This window comes from Eubacterium sp. ER2 (assembly GCF_000765215.1).
Lineage (GTDB): Bacteria > Bacillota > Clostridia > Lachnospirales > Lachnospiraceae > Claveliimonas > Claveliimonas intestinigallinarum.
This window is the reverse complement of the sequence record NZ_JPJE01000002.1, coordinates 87,358-106,027: the sequence shown is the minus strand read 5'-3', so window position 1 is coordinate 106,027 and position 18,670 is coordinate 87,358. Positions and strand designations below refer to the sequence as shown.

14 protein-coding genes are annotated in these 18,670 nt (G+C 57.7%); all 14 read left to right on the top strand.

What is annotated here, in order from left to right; all coding sequences use genetic code 11:
- Window positions 1-89: 89 nt before the first annotated feature.
- On the top strand, window positions 90-1,184 hold the full coding sequence (locus NI21_RS0100790; protein ID WP_033124333.1) for an aldo/keto reductase: 1,095 nt from the start codon (window positions 90-92) through the stop codon (window positions 1,182-1,184).
- Window positions 1,185-1,562: 378 nt separating this feature from the next.
- Window positions 1,563-4,481, top strand: coding sequence for an insulinase family protein (locus tag NI21_RS0100785; protein ID WP_197052596.1), 2,919 nt, complete (start codon window positions 1,563-1,565; stop codon window positions 4,479-4,481).
- A gap of 142 nt (window positions 4,482-4,623) precedes the next feature.
- On the top strand, window positions 4,624-7,554 hold the full coding sequence (locus tag NI21_RS0100780; protein WP_033124331.1) for a hypothetical protein: 2,931 nt from the start codon (window positions 4,624-4,626) through the stop codon (window positions 7,552-7,554).
- Window positions 7,551-8,096, top strand: coding sequence for a hypothetical protein (locus tag NI21_RS0100775; protein WP_033124330.1), 546 nt, complete (start codon window positions 7,551-7,553; stop codon window positions 8,094-8,096). The genes NI21_RS0100780 and NI21_RS0100775 overlap by 4 nt, the downstream gene beginning before the upstream one ends.
- An 81-nt stretch (window positions 8,097-8,177) precedes the next feature.
- Window positions 8,178-9,935 carry an ABC transporter ATP-binding protein gene (locus NI21_RS0100770; RefSeq protein ID WP_033124329.1) on the top strand — a complete coding sequence of 586 codons (1,758 nt, stop codon included), beginning with the start codon at window positions 8,178-8,180 and terminating at the stop codon, window positions 9,933-9,935.
- The gene (locus NI21_RS0100765) at window positions 9,929-11,644 is read left to right on the top strand and encodes an ABC transporter ATP-binding protein (protein ID WP_033124328.1); all 1,716 of its coding nucleotides are present in this window, start codon (window positions 9,929-9,931) and stop codon (window positions 11,642-11,644) included. Before NI21_RS0100770 ends, NI21_RS0100765 begins: the two co-directional genes overlap by 7 nt.
- A gap of 44 nt (window positions 11,645-11,688) precedes the next feature.
- Complete coding sequence (locus NI21_RS0100760) at window positions 11,689-12,606, top strand: hypothetical protein (protein WP_033124327.1); 918 nt, start codon at window positions 11,689-11,691, stop codon at window positions 12,604-12,606.
- Between the two features lie 4 nt (window positions 12,607-12,610).
- Entirely contained in the window at window positions 12,611-12,949 is a 339-nt protein-coding gene (locus tag NI21_RS0100755; protein WP_052083739.1) for a co-chaperone YbbN, read from the top strand.
- A 62-nt stretch (window positions 12,950-13,011) separates the two neighbouring features.
- Window positions 13,012-14,280: a sensor histidine kinase gene (locus tag NI21_RS0100750; RefSeq protein ID WP_033124326.1), complete on the top strand. Its 1,269-nt coding sequence runs from the start codon at window positions 13,012-13,014 to the stop codon at window positions 14,278-14,280.
- Window positions 14,280-15,068, top strand: coding sequence for a LytTR family DNA-binding domain-containing protein (locus NI21_RS0100745; RefSeq protein WP_033124325.1), 789 nt, complete (start codon window positions 14,280-14,282; stop codon window positions 15,066-15,068). The genes NI21_RS0100750 and NI21_RS0100745 overlap by 1 nt, the downstream gene beginning before the upstream one ends.
- A complete protein-coding gene (locus NI21_RS0100740; RefSeq protein ID WP_033124324.1) occupies window positions 15,040-15,717 on the top strand; it encodes a response regulator transcription factor in 678 nt (225 codons plus the stop codon). The genes NI21_RS0100745 and NI21_RS0100740 overlap by 29 nt, the downstream gene beginning before the upstream one ends.
- Window positions 15,718-15,806: 89 nt before the next feature.
- A complete protein-coding gene (locus NI21_RS0100735; RefSeq protein ID WP_052083738.1) occupies window positions 15,807-16,724 on the top strand; it encodes an ABC transporter ATP-binding protein in 918 nt (305 codons plus the stop codon).
- Window positions 16,717-17,586: an ABC transporter permease gene (locus tag NI21_RS0100730; RefSeq protein ID WP_033124322.1), complete on the top strand. Its 870-nt coding sequence runs from the start codon at window positions 16,717-16,719 to the stop codon at window positions 17,584-17,586. The genes NI21_RS0100735 and NI21_RS0100730 overlap by 8 nt, the downstream gene beginning before the upstream one ends.
- Before the next feature lie 50 nt (window positions 17,587-17,636).
- A complete protein-coding gene (locus tag NI21_RS0100725; RefSeq protein ID WP_052083737.1) occupies window positions 17,637-18,560 on the top strand; it encodes a sensor histidine kinase KdpD in 924 nt (307 codons plus the stop codon).
- The last annotated feature ends 110 nt before the right edge of the window (window positions 18,561-18,670 follow it).

Here is an 18,670-nt window from a genome sequence, read left to right as displayed (position 1 = left end):
TAGGAATGTATTGTTTTTAAGTATTTGCCCTTTTTGAGCGGCCATTTTATAATAAATTGTGAAAAAAGGGGACACAGGAGGAGATACATATGGAATACCGCACACTTCCAAGAGGAGGAGAGAGAATCAGCGTGATCGGCCTTGGAGGAGGCTACATCGGCGAGGGCGGAGAGAAAGAGACGAGGCAGGCCCTGGAGCTGGCTGTCAGCCGGGGCGTCAACTATTTTGACCTGGCTATGTCAGAGGCAGTCCCCTTTGCCGCGTACGGAGAGACTCTGAGAGATCAGAGAAAGGACATCTACTACCAGCTCCATTTCGGGGCCGAGTACACCACGGGGAAATACGGATGGACACTGAACCTGGAGAAGATCAAAAAATCTGTGGACTGGCAGCTTGCTATGCTCAAGACCGACTATATTGATTTTGGCTTTGTTCACTGCATCGACGAGGAGGCGGACTTAAGGAAAGCCGCAGAGGGAGGAACGCTGGACTATATGAAGGAGCTGAAGGAGGAGGGAGTTATCCGTCACCTTGCCCTGTCCTCCCACACGCCGAAGATCGTGAACATGATGCTGGACACAGGACTCATCGACATGGTCATGTTCAGTATCAATCCTGCCTACGACTACCGACACGGAGACTATGCCGTCGGGACCGTGGACGAGCGGACGGCTCTGTACCGCCGGTGCGAGGCGGAGGGCGTAGGCATCTCTGTCATGAAGGCATTTGGGGGCGGACAGCTTTTGAGTGCGGGAACTTCCCCCTTTGGTCAGGCTCTCAGCGAATATCAGTGCATCCAGTACGCGCTGGACAAGCCGGGCGTGCTGACCGTCCTTCCGGGACTTCGCAGCACAGCGGATCTGCAGCGGCTTCTGGGCTTTTTTGAGGCGTCCAAGGAGGAGCGGGACTACTCGATCCTCGGCTCCTTTGCGCCCCGGGACGCGGAAGGGGTCTGCGTCTACTGCAACCACTGCCAGCCCTGCCCCTTCGGTCTGGATGTGGGACTTATCAACAAGTACTATGACCTTGCTATGGCGGGGGATGCTCTGGCAAAAGACCACTATCTCCATCTGGAGAAAAAGGCGTCTGACTGCACCGGCTGCGGCCACTGCGACAGACGGTGTCCCTTCCATGTGAAGCAGACGGAGAGGATGCAGGAGATCCAGGCGTACTTTGGGGCGTAGGGAAGATACAGTAGAATAGAGAAAGATGGCGCCGGCGCCGGTTTTCCCTTGAACAGACTGTCCGAGGAATCCGGCGCCGGATATTTTTGCAAAGATTTGGGAAAATGCCGGGTGAAAAACAAACAGGTCTAATCGTGAACATAATCTGAGAGGCTGCTGAAACTGCCAGATAGACAAAGAGAGATGCCAAATGGACAGTCCGCATTGACGGCTGTCCCTTTTTCTTTTATTTTATGCAGATAGATGCCGGGACTAAAGCGCTGCAAGGAGACATATCACCCCTCTGGAAATCGGTTATCTTTGCAGACAGATGTTCCCGGCATCTGGACAATAGAGAGAAGATTGAAAAAAGACAATGGCACAGTAAGGAGAAAAAGGATGGATCTGAAAAGACAGAAGACAGAGCAGGCGGCTGCGTCCTGCGGCTTTGTCATAGATAGAAGAAGAAAGCTGCCGCAGATGGGGGCAGTCCTCTGGCAGATGCACTTTGCAAAAAATGGCGCCCGGCTCCTGTGGCTGGAACGCAGGGAGGAGAACAAGACATTTGCGGCGGCATTCAAGACACTGCCATCGGACGATACAGGCGTCTTCCACATACTGGAGCACTCGCTTTTGTGCGGTTCCCGGAAATATCCGGTGAGCAAGCCGTTTGTAGAGATGATCAAAAGTTCCCTGCAGACCTTTATGAATGCCTTTACCTTCCCGGATAAGACCATGTATCCGGTAAGCAGCCGCAACCAGAAGGATTTCCTCAACCTGATGGACGTGTATCTGGACGCTGTGCTGCATCCGCTCTGCCTGGAAAAGGAAGAAATCTTCCGCCAGGAGGGATGGCATTATGAGCTGGACGGCCAGGAGGGGGAGCTCTCCTGCAACGGCGTGGTGTACAATGAGATGAAGGGGATGTACGCGTCGCCGGACATGCTGATCGACAGCGCCCTGAACCGGGCCCTTTTCCCGGACAACTGCTATCAGTTCCAGTCCGGCGGGGACCCTGCCTGTATCCCGGCGCTCACCTACGAGGAATACAAGGCACAGTACCATGAATACTATCACCCGTCAGGCGCGTGGTTCCTTTTGGACGGGGAGATGGAGATCGGGCCGGTGCTGGAGAAGATCGGGCAGGTGCTGTCCGGCTTTGGACCCCAGCAAAAGGATCATCCGATTCCCTTCCAGAGCCCGGTACACCCAGGGGAGGTACGTATTCCCTATGAGGCCGGGGAGGAGGACGTGGAAAGGAAGACGATCCTGGCAAAGGGATGGGTCTACGGGCGGTTTGATGAGCCGGCAAAGGACTTAGCCTGCCAGACCTTATGCGAGATGCTCTGCGGCTCTGACGAGGCGCCTCTTAAGAAGGCGCTGCTGGAGAGAGGGCTGGCTGAGAATGTGGAATTTTCCAAGGTGGACGGCGTCCAGCAGCCCTTTGCCGTCCTGGTGGTAAGACATGCCGCCAAAGAGAAGGAGCAGGAGATCTGGGATACCGTGCGCACAGTGCTGGAGCAGCTGGCCGCCCAGGGGCTGGACCACAGAAGGCTGGAGGCGGTCATCAGCCGGATGGAGTTCCGCTATCGGGAGAAGGAGACAGGAGGCTTTCCCCAGGGGCTTTTCAACTGCATGAAAATGCTGGAGAGCTGCCTCTACGGAGGGGATCCGGCCCAGAATCTCTGCCTGGGGGACGCCTTCTTGCGCCTGCGGGAAGGAATAGAAGACGGATATTTTGAGCAGTTTATCCGGGAGAATTTCCTGGAGAACCCACACTGTGCCCAGGTGGTGCTTTTCCCCTCCAGGGAGCTGGGAGAGAGGAAGAGAAAGGAGGAGGCAGAGCGTTTCCGCAGGATAAAAGAGAGCTGGAGCAGCCAGGAGAGGGAGCAGGTCATCCAGAAGCTGGCAGCCCTTAGGGCCTTCCAGAATAGGCCGGACCGCCCCCAGGACCTGGCCGCGCTTCCGGTGCTGTCCCTTGCGGATATAGAGGAAGAGACGCCGGACATCCCCCAGCAGGTGACAGAGGAGGCGGGGGTCAAGGTCCTTTGTCATCCTCTGGAGACAGAAGGCATCGCCCATCTTGTCTGGTACTTCCTGGCCGGGGACCTGACAGAGGAGGAGCTGCACCTTCTTTCCTTCCTGCAGACCCTGCTGGGGCAGACCAGGACGGCGCGTTTTTCCGTCCTGGAGCTTGCGGCGTCTCTGGAAGGAGAGCTGGGGCGTTTTCAGACCAGTGTGGAGGTGTTCGCGCCAAGAGGGGAGACGGCAACGTGTAAGCCCTGCTTTGCCGTCCATGTGTCAGCCCTGGAGGAAAAGCTGGAGGAGGCAAAGGAACTGACAAGGGAAGTGCTGCTGGACACGGATTTTGGTGATCTTGCCTACCTAAGAGGCCGTCTGCGCCAGCTCAAGCTGTCGCTGGAACAGCACGTCCTCATGCACGGTGACAGCTATGCCTCCCTGCGCATCGCCGCCGGGTGCTCGGCGAAAGGCGGGGCCAGGGAGGCGCTGCGGGGCGTCAGTATGCTGGACTGGCTGCGGGAGATGGACAGCCAGTTTGAGGAGAGAGGCGCGGAGCTGGCAGGCAGGCTGAAAGAACTGTGCAGACGGCTCTTCGTGAGAAGGCGCGCCGTCCTTTCTGTCACAGGACAGATGCCAAGAGAGGAGCTTCCCGGTCTGGCCTCCTTCCTGCCAGAGGGACGGGCCCCGAAAGAGGCGGTCTCCTGGTCTTGGGAAAAGCCGGCGAGGAAAGAAGGTATCCTTGTCCCGGCCCCGGTGGGCTTTGCCGGCAAGGGAGGACATCTGGCCCAGTGCGGGGCCAGGTACAGCGGAGCTATGGCAGTGGCAGCCCGCATCCTGTCCTACGGGTATCTGTGGAACACCGTCCGGGTCAAAGGGGGAGCCTACGGCACCCGGCTTGCCATCACGCCTGGCGGGGACGTGGCCTTTACCAGTTTCCGAGATCCTTCTGCCGCCGCCTCCCTGGCCGTCTTTGACAAGGCCGGGGCCTCCCTTCGGGAACTGTGCGCCAGCGGGCAGGAGCTGACCTCCTATATCATCAGCACCATCGCGGCCACAGAGCCTCTTCTTACAGCAAGGCAGAAAGGCATGCAGGCAGCGGAAGATTACATGGAGCAGGTGACAGGGCAGATGCGCCAAAGGGACCGCAGGCAGATCCTTTGTACGACCAAAGAGGATTTAGAGAAGGTCAGCCGTATCCTGGATGAGATCTGTGAAAAAGGAGGCTCGTGCATCGTAGGCGGCCAGGAGATCCTGGAGGCGGCAGACGGGGCCTTATCCTGCAGAAGGGACCTGTAAAACTGCCGAACAGACAACAAAAACATCCGAATAGACATGTCGTATTGTGCGGAAAAACAGAGACGTGTTAAGATTGTTAAAATTATTTCAGAAGGAATATGAGCAATACGCAAGATACAGTCGTCTAAGGAGAGTGGCAGAAGTGGAAAATGAGGAAAAGGTCCAGGTACAGGACGGACAAGAGAAACAGCCGGAAGGACAGAAGAAAAAAATGAAGACCAGGACAAAGGTCATTGCAGGTGTCGCTGTGGCCGCCCTGGCCTGCGGCGTGGGGACAGGCGCTTACCTGATCTCTAAGAACGGCGGGATAGAAGAGCTCCTGGAGGACTCGCCCCTGGCCGACCTGGCGGACAAGATCAAGGGAGATGACGTGGACGCTGGGAGCGCAGGAAATCAGGATAAAGACGGAGCCGACGGCGCGTCGGGAGCCGGCGGGGCCTCCGGAACAGACGGAGCTGTACAGCAGACAGGCTATGTGGACAACGGGGGCGCACAGGTGGGAGGCACCAGCGCCAGCAACAGCTACCCCATCAAGATGAGTGATCTTTGTACGTTCTCGGATCCGTCCGGGCTCAGCTTTGACACCAGGTACGTGCTCCATGGAGGCTCCGACTGCATCCCGGCCAAAAGAGCGAATGCGCAGGGGTATAGCTGCAAAGAAGCGTATGTGGTCCTCTATGCGAAGGGGGGCCAGGCGGCAGGCGAATATGTCTGTTACGTCATGAGTAGCGAGGCGGAGGCACAGAGGATGGCTTCGGCCTATGCGGGAGTATATAATGGAGGCGGACAGAGCGCCGGACGCTGGGGGGATGTCGTGTATGTGTACTCATCAGGAGACTACGTGCAGACTTCGATCCGGACATATTACGATCAGGGCGTTATCAAGTCCGAGACTCCGGCAGCTTACCTTGGCATGCAGTTCTACTTTGGCGGCATGAGCGAGTACCAGCCGCCTGCATCCTCCGGAAACGGCAGCGGCGGCAGTGGCGGTGGAGGCGGCGGAAGTACGCCGGGCGGCTCCACGCCAGGGGGAACTACACCGGGTGGTAATACGCCGGGAGGAAATACGCCGGGAGGGGACACCCCGTCAGGCCCGGAAGAACCTGACCAGCCAGATAAACCGGACGACCCGGATACACCCGATCCCTCCGGGGAGACGAGCGTGGCCGTGACGGATGAGCAGCTTACCGACAAGCTGGAGGAAGCTCTGGCGACGGCGGACAATTCCTTCCCTGTGGAGATCACAGACAAATATACCTTTGAAGATCCAAAAGGACTGGAGTATGATACAAGGTATGTGCTCTACGGCGGAGAGGACAGCGGGGCGGTCTCGGCAGCAGGCCAGATCGGAAGTCAGGTTAAAGGGGTCTATGAGATCTATTACTTGAAAGACGGAAAACTGGCGGCCGTGTACCGGTGCTACGATGCGGCCAGTGCAGATGACGCGGCCCAGATCGAGAGCATGTACGGCGGCATGGGAGAAGTCGAAGTCACAGGCAGAGTGGCCTGCATCGATATGGATCTTGCCATGATCGAGAGCATGATGGAGATGTACGTGCAGATGGGCTATGCGGACGAGGCGACCCCGGAGGCATATATGGCGGCTCTTTACAAGAATGAGGGCTATCAGTATTTCCGCAATCCCAACCCGGCAGAGGAGCCGGAGGAGCCATCTGGCGGACTGACAGGCACCACGCCGGATGAGGCGTTCAGCGTGAAAGTGAGCGACAGCTACACGTACGATGAGGCGCAGGTGCTGCCGGGTCCAGAGTATGACAGACGATATGTACTGTATGGAGATGAGACAAACGGATTTGCGGCTCAGCAGGGAGCCAATGCATTCTATGAGGTCATCTACGAACAGGACAGCCGTGCGCTTTACGAAATCAAGATTTACGTCATGCCGAGTGCAGAGGAAGCCGGAGTTCTGGCAGGGCAGTTCGTGGACGCGGGCCTGTATGCGGTGGCAATGCCGGGGACAGATGCGGTGCTGGTGATCGGGACGGATCTGCAGGACACGATTGATATGTATGCACAGTACGGACAGATCGCAGAGGCAACGCCCCGGGCCTACATAGAAGGATTTTTGATGAAGCTGGGCATGACCGAGGTGACGGCAGACGGAAAAGCGCTTACCTACATCTGCCTGCCTCAGGCAGATATGAACCGCCTGCTCTACGAGGCGGAGGGACTGCTGGATACGGGAGCCGCGCAGTGGGCGGAGACGGAGCCCACGCCGGTGATCCCCGTGACGGGCGTGCTGGACCCGGAGGCGGATCTGTCGGCAGAGAGCGTAGACCGGACCGCCAGGGAGGCGGAGGCCTTTGACCCGGCAGACGCAGGGACCGTCGCAGGCGAGACCGGGCAGCAGGAGGGATTTGACCCGGCAGCAGCCGGAAATGCGGCTCAGGCGGCAGATGGTCAGCAGGCAGATGGCCGGAGCGAAGCAGGGCAGGCAGAAGACAGCTTATCACAGGCAGGGACATTTGATCCCTCCACGGCAGGCAGTATGCCGGCAGGGACTGACGGGACAGGAGATGAAGGAGCGGCGTCCGGGGCCGGAAGTGAGACGGCGGCAGACGGCGGGATGGCCGGAGAGTCCGGCGGGACAGCACTGACGGTCGGCAGCACGGCACAGTGGAACGATGCGGACTTTGACGACGCGGCGGACCGTCTGAGAGCTGGCAGCCCGGCAGGTCCCCAGGAGCTTACTGTGGGGGAGGGTGTCTGTTTTGCAGATCCCCAGGATCTTGATTTTGACACGCGGCTTGTGTATTGGGGAGACGCCCGGAGCGCTCTGGCGGCCCAGGCGGCAGGCCAGGGCCAGATAGCAGTGACTCAGGTGTACGAGATCCTTTACGCGAAGGATGGCCAGGCGGTGGCCCAGTACCGGTGTATCGTGGCGGGAGATCATATCTTCTGCCAGAGGATGAAGCCGGAAAAGCTGGCGGAGCGCATCAGCGCCCTGCCGGTCGGACAGCCGGCCTTTGAGGCCTCCTTGCAGGGATACACAGGATGGATGAAGCAGATAGAACAGCTTGAGGAATATAAGGAAGGAGAGGAAACAAGATGAAGAAGAAACTGATCACAGTCCTGCTCTGTCTCACCCTTGGCCTGGCGGCCACAGCCTGCGGCGCCGGCAAAGACAAAGGGAGCTCTGACGCGGGAGACGCGGGGCAGGAGACAACGGTGGACAAGGATTTCAGCCTTGCCATGACGGACACCTATACTTACACAGACCCCCAGGATCTGGACTTTGACCAGCGCTTTGTGCTGAAGGGGGATGAGAGCTGCAAGCTTCTGTCAGATATGAAGAACTTTGGCTATACCGCTACGAATGTATACCAGATCATCTACGCCAAGGACGGGGAGGGCGCGGCGGAATACGACTACTACGTGACGCCGGACGAGGCGTCCGCCCAGGCGCTGGCCCAGTTCTACACCTCCCAGGGGCAGCAGGTGACGCAGGAGGGCAATGTACTCTACTCGGTGATGGACGGCGACACACTCCAGGCGACCATCATTACCCTGTCATCCCAGGGGGCTATGTCCGGTGACACAGTGGAGGACTATGCGGAGATGATGAAGAATTCTTACGGACTGACAGATTATTAGGCACCTTCCGGACGGCGGGCAGAAAAAAGAATGTTCTGTCTGCCGTCTTTTCATATACGGGATCTGAAAGGAGATACGACAGTGAGTAAAGTTAAAAAAGAGGGACACAAGGGCGGGGGAAACTGGAAGGATTTCTTCCATGTGATCCGGAAGATGCGCCTGCCGTGGCACTGGATCATCATTGCCTTCCTGTGCAATTTCCTGTACAACAGGGTCATGCTGGACCTTCCCACGGTGACAGCAGGCCTGATGAGCGGCAGCACGGACAGCCAGGCTCTGGTGGACGCGGTCTGGTTCTATGTGCTGTTCACCCTGGTGCTCTGCGGGGATGTGGCCCTGCGCTCGCCCGCCAGGCATGTGGCGGCCAGGAATATAAGGAGGGTGATCTGGAAGAAGATGCTCCGCATCCGCATGGATTACTATGACGGACACAATCCTTCGGATCTGATGAGCACTATGACAAACGACGCTACGACGGCGACAGAGTATCTGGTGGAGTTCCTGGTGGGCTTTCTCCCCACGATCTACTATGTGGCGGCAGCCCTGCAGACCATCTCCTCCTACAATGTGTGGCTGATGGTGTCGGTCTTTCTCCTCCTTCCTCTGAAGCTTATTTACGCAGTCTTTGTGGGAAGATGGCAGTACAGGACCCAGTTCGGCGTGTTTAAGGAGATCGGCAGCCTGACCGCGTACCTGGCGGAGAGGGTGCGCAACCTGATGCTCATCAAGACTTACACCAACGAAGAACGGGAGCTGAAAAACGGGGAGAAGACCTCTTACGGGCTTTTTGACGCCAACATGAAGGTCAATAAGCTGAACTGTGTGATCACAGCCCTCACCACCCTCCTTGGCATGGCCCAGGTGATGGTGGTCATGGTGTTCGGCGTAGTGCTCCTGAAAAGAGGGGACATTGACATCCAGCAGTGGGTGGCTTTCTATATGTTTTCCGGCACGCTCTCCACTTCCTTCAGCAATCTGATCGACTATTGGATGAAGCTTAAAAGCGTGCAGGGAGCCATGGCCCGCACGGCGGAGCTTTTGCGCGCCCCTGAGGAGGAAGAAAAAGAAGGGCAGGGGGAAGGAAAAAGCGCTGGCACCGAGGTGCGTTTTGACCATGTCTCCTTCTCCTACGGGGACAAGGAGGCCCTAAGGGACGTGTCCTTCACTATCCCGGAGGGCAGCTCCGCGGCAGTTATCGGCCTGTGCGGCAGCGGCAAGACCACCTCCCTGAGTCTGCTGGAGCACTTCTATGAGCCCCAGGAAGGGACCGTGTCCTTAGGCGGAGTGCCGGTGGCGGACATCCCGCTTCAGGCGCTGCGGGGGCGTATGGGCTATGTGCAGCAGGGGGCGGATGTCTTCAGCGGCACCGTGCGGGAGGCTCTCACCTACGGGCTCCACCGGGAGGTGCCGGATGAGGAGATCTGGGAGGCAGCCCGCAAGACGGGCTTTGCGGAAATCCTGGAGAAATGGGACGCAGGCCTTGACACGCCGGTGGCCCCAGGCGGCACTTCTATGTCCGGCGGACAGAGGCAAAAGCTGGTGCTCACCAGGGAGTTCATGCGGGGCGCAGACGTGCTCCTGTTTGATGAGCCCACCTCAGCTCTGGACGCTGCGGCGGCCAGGATGGTACAGGATACGATCTTTGATACATTTCCAGATCAGACGAAGATCATCGTCACTCACGACCTGTCTCTTATCAGGCGGGTGGACCAGATCATTGTCCTGGACAGAGGCGTACTGGCCGGGTGCGGGAGCTACAATGACCTGTATGGGAAGTGCGGGGCTTTCATGGAGCTGATCGCAGCCTGTCAGGCAGAGAAGGAGGCGGCGCAATGCTAAGACAGATCAAAGACTACACAAAGATATTTAAGGGCATCCGGCTGCCCTGGTTCCTCATCCTCCTGGTGCTTGTCATCTCCATGATCAAGTCCCATGTGGAGGTGGAGGCCATCACGATCACGGCCTCCATCATCGACGGGACCCAGAACTCCATCAAGACAGACGAGCTGATCCGCTATATCGAGTTCCAGCTCATTACAGGGGGCATCACCATCGCTTTTACCTACCTGACCGGACTGCTCCTGCAGAAGATCAACCTGGCGGTGAGGCTGCGGATGTGGAACAAGATGATGCGCCTGCCCACCAGCTATTATGACTCAGACAATGTGAACGAGCTGGTGACCCGTGTGACTACGGACGCGGAGAGTGCGGGAAACTATTTCCAGCTGCTGATCGACATTTTCACTGCTGTGTACGCAGGCATTGTGGCCTACCAGAAGCTGTTCAGTTTCCAGTTCCAGATGGCCCTTGCCAGTCTGCTGGTGATCCCGGTCATGGTGTTTATCACCTGGCTCTACGGAAGGCTGACCTACACGGCGGGAGCTGCCGCCAGGACAAGGCTGGCCTCTGTCATGGGGTACCTGGCAGAGCACGTGCGCAGCATCCGCCTTATGAAATCCTTCTGCACGGAGGGAGAGGAGCAGAAAAAGGCAAGGGGACTTTTTGGAAGACAGTGCAAGGCGGACATCCTCCTAAGCTACACATCCATGATCCAGCTTGCCGGCATGGAGGTCATGGGATGCCTCAACATCGTCATCTCCTTTGTGCTTGGAAGCCGCATGATCGCCTCCGGCGACCTGACCGTGGGCAAGCTGATCGGTTTCTACACCCTGTGCGGCCTGGCGGTGACCCGGCTTGCTACCTTGTGCACCAGCGTGGGGACTTTCTCCCAGAACGCGGGTATCATGAAGAAGATCGGGCAGGTCTTAGATGTGCCTGACGAGAAGGAGGAGGGCTGCGAGATGGACGTGGCGGACGAGGACATTGTCCTGGACCACGTGGACTTCTCCTACCAGAGCGCCAAAGTGCTGCGGGATCTAAGCTGCTCTATACCAAAGGGGAAGGTCACGGCCATCGTAGGGACCAACGGCGCCGGCAAGACGACCCTCTTTAAGCTGCTGGAGCGGATGTACGATCCCACAGAGGGGACTATCCTCTTTGGGGACCGGGATGTCAGGGACTTTAAGCTGTCCGCCTGGCGCAAGAGCTTTGCCATCGTGTCTCAGGATAAGCCTCTCCTATCTGGCACTGTGCGGGACAATATCCTCTACGGCGTGGAGCGGAAGGTGACGGAAGAAGAACTCATCCACGTGGCGAAGATGGCCAATGTCTATGACTTTGTCATGGACACGCCGGGACAGTTTGACGCCCAGGTGGGGCCGGGAGGCTCCAACTTCTCCGGCGGCCAGCAGCAGTGCATTGCCATCGCCAGGGCCATGATGCGCAACCCGGATTACCTGCTCCTTGACGAGGCTACCAGCAACCTGGATGTGAAGAGCGAAAAGACGGTGACAGAAGCCCTAAGCAACCTGATGAAGGGCCGCACCACCATCCTCATCGCCCACAACTATTCCGCCACTGTGTTCGCGGACCAGGTGATCGTCCTGTGCGACGGCCAGATTGAGGCCTGCGGCACGCCAGAGGAGCTGCTGCGGACAAACGACTACTACCGGACCTTTGCCCACCAGGCGGCAGAGGCGGGGAAATAATATAGACAGACGGAAGGCGAACAGCAGAAAGGAAAGGATACAAGATGAGATCAAAGTTGACACAGTGTTATGACTACCGGCAGCTTGCGGTGCCGGAGGAGTTAAAGAAATGGCGTTTCCCGGAGAGCCAGATCGACGAAGAGCTTGAGGCCCTGGCCAGGGACCACTCCAGCGAACAGCAGATGGAGGGGCCTGTGAAGGACGGGCACAGCGTGCAGTGCACCTGTCTGAAGGATGAAAAAGGAAACTGGGAGGGGCGCACGGTGCTCCTCTATCCAGGCCGCAGCCTGCCGGGGGCCCAGGAGGCAGAGCAGGCTGTGCTGGGCAAAAGACAAGGGGAGACCTTCTCCTGCCAGCTGAAAGCAAGGACCCTTGTGCTCAAGGTGGAAAAGGTAGTGGAGAAGCGCACCCTCACAGTGGGCGATACGCTGGTGGGCCTTTTGGGACTGCCAGGCGTGGAGACCGTGGAGGACTACCGGCGCTGGTACCACGAAAAGCACGACCAGGCGTACCGGGACAAGGCCAGCATCCGCATCTGCCAGTTCTGGCTGGAGGCGATCCTAAGGGAGAGCACCTTCGATGTGGACGAGGCAGAGAAGGCGGCCTGGTGCCATCACCAGGCCAAGACCCGCTACGACGCCCTGGAGGCGGCAGGTGTGGACCCGAAGAAACAGCCGGACGGCATATCCCTCACAGAGGAGGAGACTATGAAGGTCATGGAACAGGAGCAGGAGAAATACTACCTTCCCAATGTCATCTACTGCTATTTCTGTGAGAAGGATGGCTTTTCTGTCACAGAGGAGGACATGGAAGAGATGGTCCGGCAGATGGCGGCAGAGAGAAAGGAAGATGTGGAGGAGCTTAAGAAACAGGCGGATTTTGAGATATTTAAGAGTGTGAAGCTCCAGGAGCACACATTCCATATGCTGATGAGAGAGGCCAATACATATCTGGAGGTGTAAGAAGATGGCAGTGATAGAAGCGACAGAGGAAAATTTTGACCAGCTGGTACAAGGCGCAGAGTACGTGATGGTGGATTTCTACGGGGACAACTGCGGGGCCTGCGTCGGCACGGCTCCCTACTACCGGGAGGTGGCGGACGATATGGCGTTCATCCGCTTCATCCAGGTGAACACGTCTGTGTACCGGAAACTGGCCAGGAGATACAAGATCATGGGCATCCCGGCCTTCCGCTATTTCCACAACGGGCAGGTGGTCCACCAGTCCGTGGGGGGCATGGACACAGAGCGGATCCACAGGGAGTTGGCAGAGCTCCTCTACCACGATGAAAAGATTGAAAAGTAGCAGAGGGGATGCTATACTAAAACATATTTGAGGAAACGATCACAGAAGAAGGAGGAGGTACCATGCTGTTTGCCGATTACGCACTTCTTGGACTGGGCGGAGCCGTGTCATGCTTTGCGGCTCTGCGCTGGGAGAGGGAGAGAGTACGGCGCAGCCTGGTACTTTCTTTTATAGGCGGAGCTGTCTGCGGGCTGGCCTGGTGCCTGGACGCAGGGATCCGTCTGGGCAGCGGGGCCTGCCTTCTCTTTCTGGTCTCCTACATGGCGGTGCTGCTGCGCCATGGGGCGGAGCAGGAGAAATCCCTGGTCGATATCCTGGCAGCCGTGTCTCTCGCCTGCGGCTGCTTTGGCATGCTGCGGGTGGTGTCGGGAGCGCTCCTTGGGATTTCTTACCTCTCCCCTTTCTTCCGGACGATGCTGGCGCTGATGTCCGTCCTGGGTGTCTGCGCAGGCCTGGCTTATTTGTCCCGGGAGTTCCCGGAGGAGGGATGGCAGCAGTACTTCTGTAAGGAGGGGACGCAGGATGGGGACAGGCCGGGGAGGCGTGCGCTGCTCTTTGCAGCCTTTGGCCTGTGCCTGTCGCTCCCCGTCCTGGGAAAATGCTCTCTGCCCACGGCAGCCCTCGCCCTTTTCGCCTTCTTCGGAGGCCTGCGGCTTTTCTGCCTGGTGGTGGCAGCCAGCAGGGAGAGGGAGTCCCTGCGCACGGAGAAACAGTACCGGGATGACATGCAGACCTACATGAGCGTGGTCCGCTCCCAGAGGCACGACTACAATTTCCATGTGCAGACTCTCCACGGCCTGCTCCTCAGGAAGGACTACGAGGCCTGCGAGAAGTATCTGGAGGAGCTTTTGCAGGATTCGGTGGCCATGAACCGGTTGCTGCCCCTAAAAGACGCCGCGGTCAGCGCCCTCATCCTCTCCTTCCAGAGCCGGGCCCAGCAGGAGGGCATCCGCCTGGAGATCACGGTGGAGAACGACCTGTCCCAGATCGCCACCAATGTCTATGAGACAAACAAGATCATCGGCAACCTTCTGCAGAATGCCCTGGACGAGACGGAGCGGCTGCCGGACCAATCCTTTGGCATCCATCTGACGATCCTAAAAAGGGGCGAGTTCTGCATCATCAATGTGGCCAACAAGACGCGGCAGGGGGACCCCATGGCATCCTACCAGGCAGGCGCCTCCTCCAAGAGCGGGCACGAGGGCATCGGCATCGCCTCCATCCAGGCCCTGGCGGCCAGGTACGGGGGCGTGGTGTACTCCCGCATGGAGGGCCAGGTCATCCATTTCGTGGCAAAGATCCCGCTTAGACTTGTGAAGGAGGCATCGTGATGTTTGAGGGAAAGATACTTCTGGTGGACGACCAGCCTGTGGCGGCGCAGGACTCCATCGCCGCCTTAGAGCATTTTGCAAAGCCGTCCCAGATCCTCTTTGCCGAGGACGCCAAGGCGGCCAGGCAGATTCTGGATACGGAGCCGGTCCGGCTGGCCTTTCTGGATATAGAAATGCCTGGCGGGGACGGCTTTTCCCTGGCGGCTTACATTGAAGATAGGCATCCGGGTCTGCCCTATGTATTCCTCACCGGGCACGCGGATTTTGCCTTGGAGAGCTACGAGTATGAGCCGGTGGATTTCCTCACTAAGCCAGTGGATATCCGGCGGATGGAGCGGACCTTTGAGAAGGTGCGGAAAAAGGCAGGTGTGCCGAGAAAAGAGAAGATTGCTGTCAGGAGCGGGGCAGACTATCTGTTCCTGGAGCCAGATCAGATCCTCTACATATGCAAAGAGAAACGGAAGGTGCAGATCCACAGGAAGGACGGAGGGACCTGGCAGACCTCCCACACGCTGGAGGAGCTGGAGCGGATCTTCCTAGACTACCATTTCTTTCGCTGCCATCAGTCCTTCCTGGTGCCCCTTGCCAATATACGGGCAGTAGGCGCCAGCCGTTTCGGTCAGACTTACGAGGCGAAGTTAGAGGGAGGGACATCCGTCCCGGTCAGCAGAAGCCGGTACGGAAAGCTTAGGGAGGAGATGGAAAAACTGGGTATCTCCTTCCTAAGAGGAACAGGAAGAAAAGGAGAGACAGGGCAAGGTGGACCACATACTGATCATAGACGATGACACAAATATCAACAATCTTTTAAGGGAGGCCCTGGAGAAGGGCAGTTACACCTGCAGCCAGGCCTACTCCGGCACTGAGGCGCTTTTGCGCCTGGACATGGAGCCCTTTGACCTGGTCCTCCTGGACCTGATGCTGCCGGGCATGTCCGGGGAGAGGGTGCTGGAGGAGATACGCAGAAAGAGGGATATCCCGGTCATTGTGCTGACTGCGAAGGACCGGCTGGACGACAAGGTGGACCTCTTAAAGAGCGGGGCGGACGACTATGTGACAAAGCCCTTTGAGATACGGGAGGTGCTGGCAAGGATCGAGGTGCAGCTGCGCAGGCGGGGGACAGCCGAGGCTGCCGGGGACACTCTGAGCCACAGGAAGATGACCCTGGACAAGGAGACCTTTAAGGTCTTTGTGAGGGGAAGAGAGCTGCCCCGGTTTACACGCCAGGAGTTTGGCATCCTGGAACTCCTCCTGTCCCACCCGGGGCGGGTCTACAGCAAGGAGGAGATCTTTGAGTACGCCTGGGAGGAGCCCTACATGGGGGAGACCAAGACGCTGGATGTGCACATCAGCAATATCCGCAGGAAGATAAAGAAGGAGACGCAGGAGGAGTACATTGAGACTATATGGGGTATCGGCTACCGTATGCCCCGGTAAGCTTTACCTTTTCTTTAGATTTTATTTGCGAAGGATTAAGGAAAGGTCCTTAGAATGTAAGACAGATCGAGAGAAAAGGAGTGAGACATATGAGTGAGCTGCTGCTGCAGACAATGGCATTGACAAAACAGTACGGCAGGCACAGGGCAGTAGACCAGGTGAGCATGCATATAAAGAAGGGGGCGATATACGGTTTTATCGGCAGGAACGGAGCGGGCAAGACCACTACCCTGCGGATGATCAGCGGTCTGGCCTCCCCCACGGCGGGAGAGATCGAGCTGTTCGGGTGCAGGGGCCGCGAGCTGAGCCGGATACGCTCCAGGGTGGGCTGCCTTATCGAGGGGCCGGGCCTCTATGGAAGCATGTCTGCCAGAGACAACCTGAAAATGAAGAGCATGCTCCTTGGCGTGTACAAGAGGGGATACGAGGAGGAGCTTCTGGATATCGTGGGCCTTGGGGGCGTGGGCAAGAAGCCGGTGAAGAGGTACTCCCTGGGCATGAAGCAGAGGCTGGGCATCGCCCTGGCCCTGGTGGGAGAGCCGGACCTGCTGGTCCTCGACGAGCCCATCAACGGCCTGGACCCACAGGGGATCGCGGAGGTGCGGGATACGGTGCTGAAGCTGAACAGGGAAAGGAATATGACGATCCTCATTTCCAGCCATATCCTGGAGGAGCTCTCCAAGATAGCCACAGACTACGGGATCATCCACAACGGGACTCTTCTCCAGGAGTTGACGAACGAAGAGCTGATGGAAAAATGCAGCGAGAGGCTGGAGGTCACACTGGATGACCCGGAGCGGGCTGTTCCGGTGATGGACCGCCTGGGAATAAAACGATACCAGGTGGCAGACAGGGAGCACATCTATATTTTTGAGAGGCTGGAGGAGAGCGCGGCGCTCAACATGGCCTTCGCAAAGGCAGGAATCCCTGTGCGGGGCATCTCTGTCACAAACGAGGAGCTGGAGACCTATTTCTTAAAACTGACAGGAGGCGGGGCAAATGCTTAATATGATAAAAATGGAAACATACCGGATGCTCCACACAAGGAGCGCCTATGTGATCCTCATCGTGCTGACGGGGTGCGTGCTTTTTACTAATATCATGAGCCGGGATGAGTATCGGGCAGACACAAGGAAGGCGGCCGAGGCATCGGTGGATATGGTGCAGGTGAGTCCCTCCTCGCCGGATGAGAGCGGGGAGGAGACGCCCAATCTGGGTATGACTGTCACTCTCCCCACCACACCTGGAGAGCAGGTGACTGTGTTTGACCTGTTTGCGGCAAATATACAGGGGCGATTTATAGCTCTTTTTATTGCTATATTCACGATTTTGTTTTCCGGGGCGGACATGAGCAGCGGCTATGTGAAGAACACAGCGGGACAGGTGAGGAGCCGGGCGGCCCTTGTGGCGGCCAAGGCGGTGGCTGTGATGGTGTACACAGTGTTTACCATCCTCTTTTTCGTGGCCATTGAGGCGATTTCTGATGCCTTGCTTTTTGGAGCTTTGGCCTGGGGTGACCCGGGCGAGTTCCTCCCTTATCTGGGAGCGCAGACAGCGCTGCACTGTACCTTTATGGTGGTCCTGTGTGCCCTTACAGTGATCATACGGAGCAGCGTGCTGAGCATGGTGCTGGGGGTGCTGCTCTGCCAGAACCTGGCTATCATCCTGTACGGCGGGGCGGAGACACTGCTGCGCAGGATGGGGGCTGGAGATGTTGACATTATCTCCCACACCATCACGGGAAAGATTGCCATGCTCCCCCTGGCGCCCTCCGCGTCAGACGTGACAGGAGCGCTGCTGACAGCGGCCCTGTTCCTTGTCCTGTCGGCAGGCCTGGGGGCTCTTGTGTTCCAGAAGAGGGATGTGTAGGGGACAGGAGAAGTCAACAGGAGGAGCATTTACAGAAGGAGAGAGACAGGATGCTGACTATTATCCTTATAACAGGTATCGTGATCCTGGCGGCAGTGCTGTGGAAATACCAGCGGCAGATGAAAGACATCTGCCGCCAGATTGCGTTCCTGCGGGAGCACGACAGCAATATGCTCATCACGACCCAGATCCGGGCCGGCGGGGTGGGCGAGCTGGCAGAAGAGCTCAATGAACTATTGCTGGAGATGAAAAGTGAACATAGAGAGTACATGGAAAAGGAGGGAGAGATTGCCCGCATCTACACGGACCTGTCCCACGATATCCGCACGCCTCTCACCTCCCTGGACGGGTATTTTCAGCTCCTCCGGGAGACCAGAGACCCGGAGGAGCAGGAACGGTATATCCGCATCATCCAGGAGAGGATCGGCAGTCTGAAGGAGATGCTGGAGGAGCTGTTCACTTACACGAAACTCCAGGGCGGGCGCTATGAAATAGAGAGGACAGCCTGCCGGCTGAACCGGATCCTGAAGGAGACGCTGTTTTCCTACTACGAGGAATGGCTGGCGCTTGGGATCAGACCGGAGTTTTCCATTCCTGAGGAGGAAATCTGTGTGGAGGCAGACCCCCGTGCCCTCAGGCGGGTCATCCAGAATCTCATTAAGAACGGGATGGACCACGGCGAGAAGAAGATCCGCATTGCGCTCAAGAGGCAGGGGGACAGGGCTGTCATGACCTTTGCCAACCAGGTGTCCTGTCCGGACAAGATTGATACAGAGCATGTGTTTGACAGGTTCTACAAGGCAGATGAGGCAAGGAGCCGGACCTCCACGGGGCTGGGCCTCTCCATTGCCAGAGAGCTGGCCCGCAGGATGGAGGGAGATATCGCCGCCCGTATGGAGGAAGACTGGTTTGTGGCTGAGGTGCAGCTTGCGGCGCTGCCATGTGGAGCAAAGGGGTATACAGAGGACGTGTGAAAAGAAAATAAAAAAGGGCTTGACTTTTCTGCGTATCTCTGTATAATTTATTTCATAAATACTTTAGCACTATAAAGTGTAGAAGTTTTAAGCGATAAAGCGACAGGAGG